11 protein-coding genes are annotated in these 13,333 nt (G+C 65.5%); 8 read left to right on the forward strand and 3 right to left on the reverse strand.

Annotated elements, in window-relative coordinates; translation table 11 throughout:
- Positions 1–2: 2 nt before the first annotated feature.
- The 5 genes from thiC to FJU31_RS01770 all read left to right on the forward strand — a co-directional run bounded on the left by thiC (position 3) and on the right by FJU31_RS01770 (position 9,107).
- Complete coding sequence (gene thiC, locus FJU31_RS01750) at positions 3–1,799, forward strand: phosphomethylpyrimidine synthase ThiC (protein WP_150453240.1); 1,797 nt, start codon at positions 3–5, stop codon at positions 1,797–1,799.
- Positions 1,800–1,947: 148 nt separating this feature from the next.
- Positions 1,948–2,619 (forward strand): ion channel, encoded by a 672-nt coding sequence (locus FJU31_RS01755; RefSeq protein ID WP_150453241.1) that lies wholly within the window; start codon positions 1,948–1,950, stop codon positions 2,617–2,619.
- Positions 2,620–2,877: 258 nt separating this feature from the next.
- Positions 2,878–5,196 carry a winged helix-turn-helix domain-containing protein gene (locus tag FJU31_RS01760; RefSeq protein WP_150453242.1) on the forward strand — a complete coding sequence of 773 codons (2,319 nt, stop codon included), beginning with the start codon at positions 2,878–2,880 and terminating at the stop codon, positions 5,194–5,196.
- Positions 5,197–5,311: 115 nt separating this feature from the next.
- Positions 5,312–6,211: a helix-turn-helix domain-containing protein gene (locus tag FJU31_RS01765; protein ID WP_150453243.1), complete on the forward strand. Its 900-nt coding sequence runs from the start codon at positions 5,312–5,314 to the stop codon at positions 6,209–6,211.
- Positions 6,212–6,260: 49 nt separating this feature from the next.
- Complete coding sequence (locus tag FJU31_RS01770; protein WP_150453244.1) at positions 6,261–9,107, forward strand: TonB-dependent receptor; 2,847 nt, start codon at positions 6,261–6,263, stop codon at positions 9,105–9,107.
- Between the two features lie 148 nt (positions 9,108–9,255).
- Here FJU31_RS01770 and FJU31_RS01775 read toward each other — a convergent pair whose 3' ends face one another.
- Positions 9,256–10,377, reverse strand: a complete 1,122-nt coding sequence (locus tag FJU31_RS01775; protein ID WP_150453245.1) for an HDOD domain-containing protein — start codon at positions 10,375–10,377, stop codon at positions 9,256–9,258.
- A 151-nt stretch (positions 10,378–10,528) separates the two neighbouring features.
- Positions 10,529–11,065 carry an inorganic diphosphatase gene (gene ppa, locus FJU31_RS01780; protein ID WP_005410935.1) on the reverse strand — a complete coding sequence of 179 codons (537 nt, stop codon included), beginning with the start codon at positions 11,063–11,065 and terminating at the stop codon, positions 10,529–10,531.
- Between the two features lie 186 nt (positions 11,066–11,251).
- Between ppa and FJU31_RS01785 the strand changes: the two genes are divergently transcribed.
- Entirely contained in the window at positions 11,252–11,749 is a 498-nt protein-coding gene (locus FJU31_RS01785) for a hypothetical protein (protein WP_150453246.1), read from the forward strand.
- A gap of 20 nt (positions 11,750–11,769) precedes the next feature.
- Entirely contained in the window at positions 11,770–12,225 is a 456-nt protein-coding gene (locus FJU31_RS01790) for a hypothetical protein (protein ID WP_246161180.1), read from the forward strand.
- Positions 12,226–12,235: 10 nt separating this feature from the next.
- On the opposite strand, the gene FJU31_RS01795 is transcribed toward FJU31_RS01790, so the two are convergent.
- Entirely contained in the window at positions 12,236–12,493 is a 258-nt protein-coding gene (locus FJU31_RS01795) for a DUF2789 domain-containing protein (RefSeq protein WP_150453248.1), read from the reverse strand.
- 59 nt (positions 12,494–12,552) lie between these two features.
- Between FJU31_RS01795 and FJU31_RS01800 the strand changes: the two genes are divergently transcribed.
- The gene (locus tag FJU31_RS01800; RefSeq protein WP_150453249.1) at positions 12,553–13,143 is read left to right on the forward strand and encodes a biliverdin-producing heme oxygenase; all 591 of its coding nucleotides are present in this window, start codon (positions 12,553–12,555) and stop codon (positions 13,141–13,143) included.
- Positions 13,144–13,333: the final 190 nt, after the last annotated feature.

The raw sequence follows: 13,333 nt of genomic DNA on the forward strand, positions 1-13,333 counted from the left end.
CGATGAACGCACAGCTCTCCGCCCTGCAGCAGCAGGCCCAGCAACTCTCCGCCTCGGTGACCCAGCCGATTCCCGGTTCGCGCAAGATCCATGTGCCGGGCTCGCGCCCCGACCTGCGCGTGCCCATGCGCGAAATCGTGCTGTCCCGCACACCCGCGTTGTTCGGCGGCGGTGAGAACGCGCCGGTCACGGTGTACGACACCTCCGGCCCCTACACCGATCCGGGGGTGCGGATCGATCTCTCCGCAGGCCTGCCGGCGCTGCGCCGCGGCTGGGTTGAGGAGCGGGGCGACACCGAACAGCTCGACGGCCTGAGCTCAGCGTTCGGTCGCGACCGCGAACACGATGCGAAGCTCGACCCCGTGCGTTTTCCCGCGCGCGGCCTGCCACGGCGCGCGCGTGTCGGTGCCAACGTTACCCAGATGCATTACGCACGGCGCGGCATCATCACCCCGGAAATGGAGTTCGTCGCCATCCGCGAGAACCAGCGGCTCGAAGCGATCCGCGATGCGGCGCTGCTCCAGCAGCATCCGGGGCAGTCGTTCGGCGCCGCCATCCAGAGCATGGTCACCTCCGAATTCGTGCGCGATGAAATCGCCCGCGGGCGCGCGGTGCTGCCCAACAACATCAACCATCCGGAAAGCGAGCCGATGATCATCGGCCGCAATTTCCTCACCAAGATCAATGCCAACATCGGCAACAGCGCGGTGTCCTCGGGCATCGCCGAGGAAGTGGAGAAGCTGGTGTGGGCCATCCGCTGGGGCGGCGACACGGTGATGGACCTGTCCACCGGCAAGCACATCCACGAAACGCGCGAGTGGATCATCCGCAATTCGCCGGTGGCGATCGGCACCGTGCCGATCTACCAGGCGCTGGAGAAGGTCGACGGCCGCGCCGAAGCGCTGACCTGGGAAATCTTCCGCGACACGCTGATCGAACAGGCCGAGCAGGGCGTGGACTATTTCACGATCCATGCAGGCGTGCTGCTGCGCTACGTGCCGCTCACCGCCAAGCGGGTAACCGGCATCGTCAGCCGCGGCGGCTCGATCATGGCGAAGTGGTGTCTGGCGCACCGCAAGGAAAATTTCCTCTATACCCATTTCGAAGACATCTGCAACATCATGAAGGCCTACGACGTGACCTTCTCGCTGGGCGATGGACTGCGCCCGGGCTGCATCGCCGATGCCAACGACGCGGCGCAGTTCGGTGAGCTGGAAACGCTGGGCGAACTCACCAGGATCGCCTGGAAGCACGACGTGCAGACGATGATCGAAGGCCCCGGCCATGTGCCGATGCAGCTGATCAAGGAAAACATGGACAAGCAGCTGCACGAGTGCGGCGAAGCGCCGTTCTACACGCTCGGGCCGCTGACCACCGACATCGCACCGGGCTACGACCACATCACCAGTGCCATCGGTGCGGCGATGATCGGTTGGTTCGGTACGGCGATGCTCTGCTACGTCACGCCGAAGGAACACCTGGGCCTGCCCAACCGCCAGGACGTGCGCGACGGCATCATGGCCTACCGCATCGCCGCGCATGCGGCAGACCTGGCCAAGGGCCATCCGGGTGCACAGGTGCGCGATAATGCACTGAGCAAGGCGCGCTTCGAGTTCCGCTGGGAAGACCAGTTCCACCTCGGCCTGGATCCGGAAAAAGCCAAGGCGTTCCATGACGAGACGTTGCCGAAGGATGCGCACAAGCAGGCGCACTTCTGTTCGATGTGCGGTCCGAACTTCTGCTCGATGAAGATCACCCAGGATGTGCGTGACCATGCCGAAGCGGGGTGGCAGCGGTAACGACCGTCCGTCGGTCGGCAACGGTAGGGCCGGGCCATGCCCGGCCAGCGCAGCGGTCTGTGGCAACCGCTGGGCATGGCCCGGCGCTACCACCACGCATCCACGCCGCACCGGCTATCCTCGCGCCATCACCCAGGGGAAGGACGCCATGCCCGTTGCCATCACCACCCGCTGGCTGGCCATCGCCCGCCGTCATCCATCGGCCTGGCTGCTGGGCGCACAGCTGGTCGCGGTGATGTTGTATCCGGCACTGGATGACACCGCAGGCGGGCGCGCCGCGTTGGGTGTGTTCGGCATGGCGGTGCTGGGGCTTGCGCTGTGGGTGGTGCAGCGCAGCCCGCTGGGAACGTGGCTGGCGCTGCTGCTGGCCATTCCGTCGGTGGTGTTTTCCATTGCCGCGGCACTGCTGGACCGACCCGCGCTCGGAGCCACGGCGCAGCTGCTGGAAAGCCTGCTGTATTTCTATACGGCAGGTGCGCTGATCGCCTACATGCTGCAGGACCATAAGGTCACCCGCGATGAACTGTTTGCCGTTGGTGCTACGTTCACGTTGCTCGCGTGGGGATTCGCGTTCGCATTCGCGGTCTGCCAGCAGTGGTATCCGGGCAGTTTCCAGGGCAGTGGACAGGGTCCACAGCGCACCTGGATGGAGCTGCTTTATCTGAGCTTCAGCTTGCTGTCCGGGGTGGGGCTCAGCGACGTGGTTCCGCTGCATCCACAGGCGCGCGCATTGGTCATGCTGGAGCAGTTTTCCGGCGTTATGTACGTCGCTCTGGTGGTTTCGCGGCTGGTCGGATTGACCATGATCCGGCGTCTCTGAAAATGAACCCCAGATAAAAATTTCGCGCCCAAAGGGGCGCGAATGATGTTGCTGCTTATGTAAATGCGTCGGCGAGAGAGAGCCTGATGTCGACCACGCATAGGCGAGGTAACTTGCATAGGCTAATATTCTCGCGCTTCGTTTTTTTTGCGGTATGCGCCGATGCTTTTTGCGGAATCTGGCTTCTCGCTGTGCCTCGGACGGAATCGTGTCGATTGGCAGTTGCCTCCGTGGCCCGTTTCAGACCTTTAGCAACACATGACCAGCGAAACCCAGCCGCCTGAAGCCGACCGCATAAGGATCGGCGATTGCACCGTGACGTTGTCCTCGCGCGAGGTTGACGTCGTGGGTGCGCGTCGCCCGCGCCGGCTCACGCCGAAAGCGCTGGGCGTGCTGCGCGTGCTGCTGCGGCAACCGGGTCGCGTGGTCACCCGCGAAGAACTGTTCGCCGAAGTGTGGCCGGATACGCTGCCGACCAATGATGTGCTGACCCAGGCCGTGACGCAGTTGCGCAAGGCGTTCAGCACCGACCAGGACAACGGCCAGACCTACATCGAAACCATCGCCAAGACCGGCTATCGGTTGCTGGTGCCGGTGCAGGTGCTGTCAGATGCCGCGCCTGAGGGTGCGGAGGATGCAGCATCTCCCGAAGCACTCGCCGCTGATGAATCCGTGGCAGCGCCGCAACCGGCAGCGAACGCGGCGGCGCGCCGTCGCTGGCGTTACTGGCGTCGTCGCCTGCTGCTGGCGCTGGGCGTGGCGATGCTGCTCGCGTTGCTGGTGTTGACGGGGTTGCTGGTGCGGCGTCCGTCGCCGGTGAGCTCGCCGGTGGATGCGGCGGTGGAAGATGGCACCCGCGTGATCGGCAGCCCCGAACGCCCGTATCGCCTGATCACCGCGACCGCCGGATTCGAGACCTATCCCACGTTGTCGCCGGACGGTTCGCAGGTTGCCTATGAAGGCGCGAACGAGGACGGCAAGGGCGGGAACGCAATCAAGGTGCAGACCTCCGGCAATGCACCGGCACGCCAGTTGGTGTCGCCGCCAGAAGGCGCCAACGATCGTTTCCCGAGCTGGTCACCGGATGGCCGAGAGATCGCCTTTGCACGCTTTGGTGCCAACGGCAGCTGCCAGGTGCTGGTGGCCAGTGCCACCGGCGGCGCACTGCGCCAGGCCACGCGCTGCGATGGCACCGAACTGTTGAGCTTCGACTGGACGCCGGATGGTCGTGGCCTGGTGTTTGGCAGCATGGTCGGCCGCTTCGCCCATCGCGGCATCCGTGTGCTGGATCTGCCCACCGGGCAGTGGCGGGCGATCGACTACGCGGTGGATGAGGACGATTTCGACTATGCGCCGCGCTATTCGCCCGATGGCCAGTGGCTGGTGTTCGTGCGCAATCCTCAGCTGGGCGATCTGTGGCGCGTGCCGGCCACGGGCGGCACGCCCGAGCAGCTGACCAATGAATCGGCCGAGCTGCGTGGCTGGGCCTGGCTCGGCGATGGCCGCACCATCGTGTTCGGCCGCCGCGTCGACAGCGAAGCCCGTCTGTACTACCTGGACGTGGCACGGCGCACCCTGCGTGACGCCGGCCTGGATGATGCGCAGTGGCCGGCGGTGTCGCGCCGCGGCGACATGCTGGCCTTCGTGCACCGGCGCGCCCAGTTCGGCGTGTTCAGGATGTCGGCGGCCGGTGCCAGCGAGCGCCTGTTCGCCTCCAGTGGTCGTGACGCCCAGCCGATGCTGGCCCCCGATGGCCACCAGCTGGTCTTCAGTTCCGACCGATCCGGCAGCTTCGCGCTGTGGTGGGCCGACCTGCAGCGGCCCGATTCGTTGCGGCCGATCGAGGGGCTGCGACCGGAAGGTCGGCAGGCGCCGGACTGGTCCGAGGACAGTCGGCGGGTGCTGGTGGTCGGGCGCGACGAGCACGGTGAGGCCGTGGTCTACGAGATCGCACCGCGCGATGAGCAGCTGCAGCGGCTGCCGGTACCGGTCCAGCAGCCCCTGCAGGTGCTGTACGGTGCGACGCCGGACCAGCTGCTGGTGCTGGAGCGCGATGCTGACCAGCGCACGCGCTTGAGCCTGTTCGACCGTAGCAGTGAGCCCTGGAAGCGCTTGGCCAGCGTGGAGGGCGTGTCGCAGGCGCGCTTTGATCGCAGTGCCGGGCGTATTGTATTCACCCGCTTGGCCGCCAGTGGCCTGTGGACAATCGATGCGGCGTTGGATGCAGCCAGCGTACGGCAGATCAGCCAGGACCGGCCCAGCCGCTGGCGCTACCGGACGTGGACCTTGGCCGGGCAGGGTGGCATCGACTACCTGGGCACCAGCAATGCCTGCGCTACTACCCTGGTGCGCATGCGGGGTGCGGAGGAGGAGCCGGAGCCTGAGCGCTGCCTGGACGCCGAACGGCTGAGTGCCAGCAATGGCTTGAGCGCCAGCGCCGATGGAAACGATCTGTACCTTGCCTTGGCGGTCAGTGACGGTGCCGACATTGGCGTGATGCACCTCCCGAAGCATACGCCGATGCTGTTTCCTGCCTTCAGCAAGTGGTTGATATTCAAGCAAAACGGGCCTTCGTAACTTTTTCGTGGCGTCATCGTCGCGAATTCGTGGCGATCTCGTCAGACTTTCCTGACGCGGAAGCACCTGATTGGGCAAAACGGAGTCCTGTACTTGGCAAATCCGTGGTGCCCACATGCGTCAACTCTCTCTGGCCGATCGCGGCCAAACCGTGTTCCTCGACAAGGCCGTCGACGATGCAGCCCCGACCTGTCTGGGTGTTGCCCGCCTGGGCAGCCTGCAGACCGCCGGCATCAACTTCACCGTGTGGATGCAGGTGCGCGGCACCTCCTGGGTGGAAGCCAAGGAAGGCCGGTTCCGGCTGCGCCAGGGTGAGTGGATCGCGTTCGAGAAAGAATCACGCCCGCTCGTACAGGCCGGCCGCAATGGCCTGTGCGTCGGCCTGAGCCTGAACCCCGAGGCGCTGCGGGTGCTGGCTGAGATGGCCGATTGCGGCCTGTACGCCGGCCGTGGCCGGATGAGCCGCAGCGACGCCCGTATCGGCCTGCGCCTATGGCGTGAGGCGCTTGCCAATGGCCTGCCGGCGCCGTCGCTGCGTCCACTGCTGCTGCACCTCGCCGGCCTGCAGCGCACCCTGGCCGACAACGTGCAACGCTGCCCCGGTCGCTCGCGCAGCCGCAAGCGCCAGGTGTTCGGCCGCATGCAGCGCGCCCGCCTGTACCTGGAAGGCAACAGCCACCGCGTGGTGCGCATCGGCGAGCTCGCCGAGCTGACCAACTTCTCCAGCTGGTATCTCTCCAAGACCTTCCAGAGCCTGTACGAGGAAAGCCCGCAGTCGCTGTCGGCGCGCCTGCGGCTGGAGCGTGCGGCGGATCTGCTGCGCGACACCGACATGATGGTCGGTGAAGTGGCCGCGGCCAGTGGCTTCGACAACTGCTGCAGCTTCGCCCGTGCCTTCCGTGCGCGCTATGGCACCTCCGCTTCGCGTTTTCGTGAAAACGGCGCGAAGCTTCCGCCACAATCGGCAAAGTCTCCGGGTGTGTCGCGCAAATACAGCGCTGCAACGCAATCGTAACGTGCTGGGGTGTTTTAACACGCTGCTAACACGTACCTTGGAGAGATTGATGAACTTCCGTAATCCCGCAGTGCGGCTCGGCCTCCTGCCGGCCGGCATTGCGCTGGCGCTGACGCCTGCGTTTGCTTCCGCTCAGGAAGCGGCCTCTGGCACCACCGACCTCGATCGTATTTCGGTCACCGGTTCGCGCATCCGCGGCGCCGCCATGGAGACCCAGCAGCCGATCCTGACGATGACCCGTGAAAGCCTGGAAAAGCAGGGCTTCTCGAGCGTCGCTGACGTGCTGAACAACATGACTTCGGCTGGTTCGCCGGCCATTTCGCGTTCGGAGTCCCTGGCTTCGGGCGAGAACGTCGGCGGCTACTACGTCGACATCCGCAACCTGGGCGCACAGCGCACCCTGGTGCTGATGAACGGCAAGCGCCTGGGCGCCACCACTGCCGGTTACCAGGATCTGAGCCAGATCCCGATGTCGGCCGTTGAGCGCATTGAGATCCTGAAGGACGGCGCGTCCTCGATCTACGGTTCGGACGCCATTGCCGGCGTCGTGAACGTGATCACCCGCAAGAACTTCGACGGCGGCGAAGCCAACGTCTACGTCGGCCAGTACGGCAAGGGCGACGGCAGCACCGAGCAGTACTCGATGACCCTGGGTGCCCGTGGTGAGCGCGGCAGCCTGACCCTGTCGGCCGAGTACTCCAACGAAGATCCGGTGTGGGCAAAGGACCGCTGGTTCAGCCGCGACGGTTCGCGTGGTCCGAACTCGACTTCGGCCCAGTGGAGCCCGATCAGCCAGAACAGCACCTGGTGCAACCCGGTTGTCTACGACTGTGCGAAGAGCCCGGTCTGGCAGACGCTCAATGCAGGTGGCAATCCGAACAACCCGGCCGATTACCACACCCTGACCCAGGATGAGTACTCGAACGCCAACCAGCAGATGACCCTGCTGACCGGCGTCAAGCGCAAGTCGGTCTACGTCAACGGCACCTACGACTTCACCGATTCGATCAGCCTGAACACCGACCTGCTCTACAACGAGCGTCAGACGTTCCAGCAGATCGCCGGCTACCCGTACCAGTCGCAGTCCTTCGACACCCCGCTGTCGGCTGACAGCGCCTTCAACCCGGTTGGCCAGAACGTCGACTTCCGTCGCCGTCTGTGGGAAGTGCCGCGCACCACCGAAAGCCAGCTGAAGACCCTGCGCTTCGCGCCGACCGTCAGCGGCTTCTTCGACGTCGCTGGCAAGACCTTCGATTGGGACGTCGGTGCCCTGTGGAACCGCAACGAGTCGATCAAGACCAACCGCGGTGACATGAGCCTGATCGCCGCCAACCAGGCGCTCGGTTCGTCCTTCATCAACGCCAACGGCGTGGCACAGTGCGGTACCGCTGCCGACCCGATCGCGCTGGGTGACTGCCGCCCGTGGAACCCGCTGCTGCCGTACGGCGTTGACGGCCAGGGTTCGCTGGCGAACCAGGAGCTGCAGGACTTCCTGTTCCCGACCTTCACCACCCGTGGCGTCACCAAGACCACTAGCTTCACCGCCAACCTGGCCGGTTCCATCGTGACCCTGCCGGCCGGTGATCTGGGCTTCGCGATGGGCGTCGAGCACCGCAAGGAAGAAGGCACCTTCGTGCCGGACGCCTTCGCGCAGTCGGGCCAGTCCACCGGCCTGGGCCAGAAGCCGACCCGCGGCGAATACGATCTGAACGAGGTCTACCTCGAACTGAACGTGCCGCTGCTCGCTGACGTGGCCTTCGCCAAGGAACTGACCCTGAACGTTGCCAGCCGTTATTCGGACTACAGCAACTTCGGTGGCACCACCAACAGCAAGTTCGGTCTGACCTGGCGTCCGATCGAAGGCCTGCTGGTCCGCGCGACCCGCGCTGAAGGCTTCCGCGCCCCGACCATCGACAATCTGTACGGTGGCCTGAGCTCGAGCTTCGAGTCCTACGTCGATCCGTGCGGCGTTGGCGCCCCGGGCAGCGTCGCAGGCAACGCAGCCTGCCTCGCCGCAGGTGCACCGGCCAACTACGTGCAGCTGGGCCAGGGCAACGTCCCGTGCTCGACCCTGCCGTGCCAGTCGCCGGACCAGTTCATCTCGGGTGCCAACCCGAACCTGAAGCCGGAAACCTCCAAGAGCACCACCGCCGGTATCGTGTGGAGCCCGCAGTGGGTGCAGGGCCTGGACATCTCGCTGGATTGGTACAAGTACCAGATCAGCGACATGATCATCGCCGACAGCGTCGACCGCATCCTGCGCGACTGCTACGTGCTGGGTAACTCCTCGCGTTGCGACAGCGTCGTGCGCGGCGACGATGGCCACATCACCGCCATCACCTACGGCACCGCCAACCTCGGCAAGATGGAAACCGAAGGTTACGACCTGGGCGTCAAGTACCGTCTGCCGGAACTGGCCATCGGTCAGTTCTCGATCGACTGGCAGACCAGCTACACCGCCAAGTACGACGAAGAAGGCCAGAACAGCGCTGGTGACACCATCACCATCGGTCGCGTCAGCGAGCCGGGCCTGTTCCGCGTCCGTTCGAACCTGGGCGTGAACTGGCAGTACGGTGATTTCGGTGTCAACTGGACCGCGCGTTACTACTCGGGCATGAAGGAAAACTGCATCAGCCTGGCTGATGGCTGGTGCGATGCCCCGAACCACTACTCCAACGGCGAAACCGATCCGCTGCGTCACACCGGTTCGAACACCTTCCACGACCTGCAGGTCAGCTACAAGGCTCCGTGGGATGCCACCATCGCCCTGGGCGCCAACAACGTGTTCGATCACCGTGGTCCGCTGATGTACTCGGCCCCGAACTCGGCGTTCGCCTACTACGGTGGCTTCGACGTGGGTCGCTTCCTGTACATGAAGTACACCCAGCGCTTCTGATCCATCGAAGCGTCGCAACACGCAACACAGGAGGGCGGACCGCAAGGTCCGCCCTCTTTCTTTGCGCGGCGCCTGCCGCGTGGCGGTCGCCCATAAAAAAAGGCAGGCCTCGCGGCCTGCCACTCGTTCCTTGCCGGCGCCGTGTGGCTCAGGCCTCGGTCGGTACCAGCCCCATCAGGCTGTTGGCATGCTCACGCCACTGCGGCAGCTTGTTCAGCACGCCGGCACGCTGCAGGTAGTCCTCGTCCACCGGGTCGCCGTTGACCAGCGCCAGCGCCACATGCACTGCACCGGTCACCCAGAAGCTGCGCGTGTTGGCGCGCTGCGGTTGGAGGTGGAAGGCCACCGCTTCAATGATCGGCATCGGCAGGCCCCACAGACCCAGCAGGTAGGCGCCGGCCTCGGCATGGCCGGGGCGCGGATCGTCGGCCAGCGCCGGTTCGCTGCGCTCGTTGCGCACGCCCGGCAGCAGCAGGCCGATATCGGCCAGCAGGGCGGCGGTCGCACCCAGCTCGGCGCTGGATTCGGGCAGCAGACGCGCGGCCACGCGCGAAGCCATCAGCGCACGCTGCTGCAGCGAATTGCGTTCTGCACCGGATAGCGTGGGTGCGGAGAACACCTCGCTGGCCAGCACCAGGTCACGCAACGTGGCCAGGCCCAGGCGGGTCACCGCGGTGCGCAGGTCGGCAATCGTGCGGCCCTGGCTGAAGAACGCCGAATTGGACAGTTGCAGCACCTTGGCCGCGATCGCCGGATCGGCGGCCACCAGCTTGGCCACGTCGGCACTGTCGGTGTCGTCATCATGTTCCAGCGCCTGGGTCAGGCTCAGGTACAGGTGCGGCGGCGAGGGCAGCTTCTCGATACGGCCGATGGCATCGCGCAGGCGCGGGCTGTCCAGCACCTCGCGCAGCTCTTCCAGGCTGGTCAGCGCTTCCAGCAGCACTTCCGGCGCCAGCGGCAGCGGCAGGAAGCGGTGGGCCACGCCGATCAGGCGCGCCGGCGGCGGCCGGTTGCCATGCTCGGCATCAACCAGCGCGATACGGATGGTTTCGGGCCGCAGCGTGCGGATCTGACCCAGCAACGTGGTTGCATTGAGGTCAGGCAGCTGCGGGCAGACGATCACCGCATCCACGCCCTGCGCAGCCACCGCGGACATCGCAGTGTGGCCATCGACGGCGGTCAGCGGCTGCCATTCTTCCCCAAGATCGGCAATGAACTCGCTCAGCTCAGCCGGCAGGCTGGCTGAATCCCCAACTAGCAGAATACGCACGACACATTCCCCTGGCTGTCTCGACGGCGCGCGTCGACGACGTGTGAAGTGACGCAATTTACCTAATACGGCGCCAACAGTGATGGGCCGCAGTGTTGAAACGTGACCGGCATCGCTCCGGCGCATGGCACCGGAGCGATCCTGTTCAGACTCAGGCCTTGCTGTCGAGGTGGCGCTGGTGCGCCTCGATCAGGATCTGCTTGGCCTCGGCCGCGCCACCCCAACCGTCCAGCTTGACCCACTTGCCCTTTTCCAGGTCCTTGTAGTGCTCGAAGAAGTGGCCGATGCGCTCCAGCCAGTGGCTGGACACCTGGGCGATGTCTTCGACGTGGGCGTAGCCGCTGAAGATCTTCGAGACCGGCACGGCCAGGATCTTCTCGTCGCTGCCAGCCTCATCGCTCATCTTCAGCACGCCGACCGGACGGCAGCGCACGACCGAACCCGGCACCAGCGGCAGCGGCAGCACCACCAGCACGTCGGCCGGGTCGCCATCGCCACACAGGGTACTCGGCACGTAGCCGTAGTTGCACGGGTAGCGCATCGGGGTCGAGAGGATGCGGTCGACGAAGATCGCGCCGGTTTCCTTGTCCACTTCGTACTTGACCGGCTCCGAGTCCTTCGGGATCTCGATGATGACGTTGATTTCTTCCGGCGGGTTCTTGCCGGGCGAGACGAGTTCCAGACCCATGGTGTGCTCCAGGTGGGGGATGTAGACGGATAGCTGACTATTTTATGCCTTTGCCGGGCGCTGTGCAGGGTAGGGCGGGGCCGACCTTCGTAGTGGCCGCCGGAGGAGGCCCTGGAGCGGGGTTTCCCGATGGGGGCGGAGCGTGCAGCGGCGCAGGCTGGAGCCTCATTCCCGAGGAGCACCGCCATGACCTGGATACGCTGCTGTGGCCTTGCCGTACTGCTGTCCGTCGCCCCGCCGGCGGTGGCCGGCAGCCATGTCGACCTGGTCGATTTCCCCACCAGTGAAGCGAACTGGGACCGCTTCTACGACCTGGAAGCCTCATTGATGCATGGGTTTGACCGTATCTGTGCCGACACGATCTGCGAGGGCGACTACAGCAATTACAGGGTGATGCAGGTGCGCTGCGCCGTGCAGCGGCTGGCTGGGGTAGTGACCGGATGCGCCTGGGTGATCGCCGCCAGCGAGCTGCGCGTGCAGCCCGTTACCGGCGAGGTGCAGGTGGACAACGGCCGCTGGGTCTGTCCGGTCGATCTGCTGCCCGGGGTGCCGGTGGAGCAGTTCTATGCGGCGCTGTCAGGCCCGGACGGGGTGGAGGCGTCCTTCCCTGGCCTGGGCCGGGGTCTGTTCGACGGTCTGCTGGGGTGTCTGCAGGGCTCTGGCAACCAGGGGAGGCAGGGATGATGCGCGCGCCACGAATGATGATGGGTCTGCTTCTGAGCCTGGCCAGCCTGCCTGCCCTCGCCGCTGATCGCTATGTCGATGCGCGCCTCTACCCGGACCCGGCCAGTGGATGGGAGCGCTTCCGCAGCGTCGAGCGCGCGCTGGTGGCCGGCTTCGATGACGTCTGCGGCGACACCTTCTGCGAAGGCGAGTATTACAACCTGCAGGCCATGCGCCTGCGCTGCGCGGTGGAGCGGGCCAGTGGCCAGGTGGCCGGTTGCACCTGGACCTTTGCCGGCAGCAACAGCTCGGTGCTGGACGACGGACACATCGATGTCGATCTGCGCAGCTATGCCTGCGCGTTGCCGCTGGCAAAGGGTACACCGCTGGAGAGCCTGCTGCAGGCGCTGGAAGCCGTGCCTCCACGGAACTCCATTGATGTGCCGTTGCCCGGCACCTCGACCAGCGTCTACGACGGGCTGACCGAGTGCCTGTAGCCCAAAGGATTCAGATCGCCGCGGTGGCCTGCACGGCGTCCTGGTGCAGCGCTTCGTTCAGCTCATCCACCACCGTCGTCCAGGCAGCGTCCGCCTGCAGCGATTCGGCAAGGAACTGACGCTGCGCATCGCTCCAGAACGGGGCGTCGGCCACCTCCACCCCGGTGTCGAGCTGGTGGCTGCTGATGAAGCTGGCGATCGCCTCGGGGCTCTCTTCGAGGCCCAGCTGCAGGAACAGGTTGGTCATGCTCGGTTCGGTGGTGATCATTGCGACAGCCTGGCAAAGGAAAGGTAAGCTGCATTATCTATGTCTTCCGTCGTCCCGTGATGAACACCCCAGACGCATGCGGTCGCAACCGCAGCGCCCTTCTGAAAGCCGCAACGCGGGCCAGCCACGACGCGCTGGACAAGCGCATCATGGCCGAAGGCATTTTTGCTGACCGCGCCCGCTTCGGTAGTTTCCTGAAAGTGCAGTACCGCTTGCATTGCAGTGTTGATGCGCTCTACGGCATGCCGACGCTCATGGCTCTGTTGCCCGATCTGCCAGAGCGCCGCCGGCTGCAGCAGGTCTGCTCCGACCTCCAGGATCTGGGCGTGGATCTGCCTGCGCAGGACCCCGATGCCCGGCTGCCCGGTGCATCGCTGCCGGAAGCATTGGGCTGGATGTACGTGGTGGAAGGGTCCAGTCTCGGGGCCGCCGTGCTCTACCGGATGGCCGCCGCGCTGGGGCTGGACCATCAGTTCGGAGCCCGTCACCTGGCCGGGCACCCTGGCGGGGTGGCGGCGCACTGGCGCCGCTTTACCACGGCGCTGGATGCAGTAGCGCTGACACCTGCGCAGATCGAGCAGATGATCGACGCCGCCAACATCGCTTTCCGTAGCGTCCACGCCCACGTCGAGAAGGAATTCGCTCGCTGAACGGCCCTGTAGCGCCGGGCCCACGCTGGGCCGCCCGGCGTGCTCTACGCGTGGCTGGCGTCGCTGGCTTTCATCTCCAACCCGCACAGCACCTATGACGGGTGGGATACGCCCATTTACGTGTACTGGGGAATTGCCGTGGTGGTGATCGTCGCCCTGCGGTTGCGGAACCCCAGGCCGTAGAGTCGAG

The organism is Stenotrophomonas cyclobalanopsidis (assembly GCF_008710035.1).
Lineage (GTDB): Bacteria > Pseudomonadota > Gammaproteobacteria > Xanthomonadales > Xanthomonadaceae > Stenotrophomonas > Stenotrophomonas cyclobalanopsidis.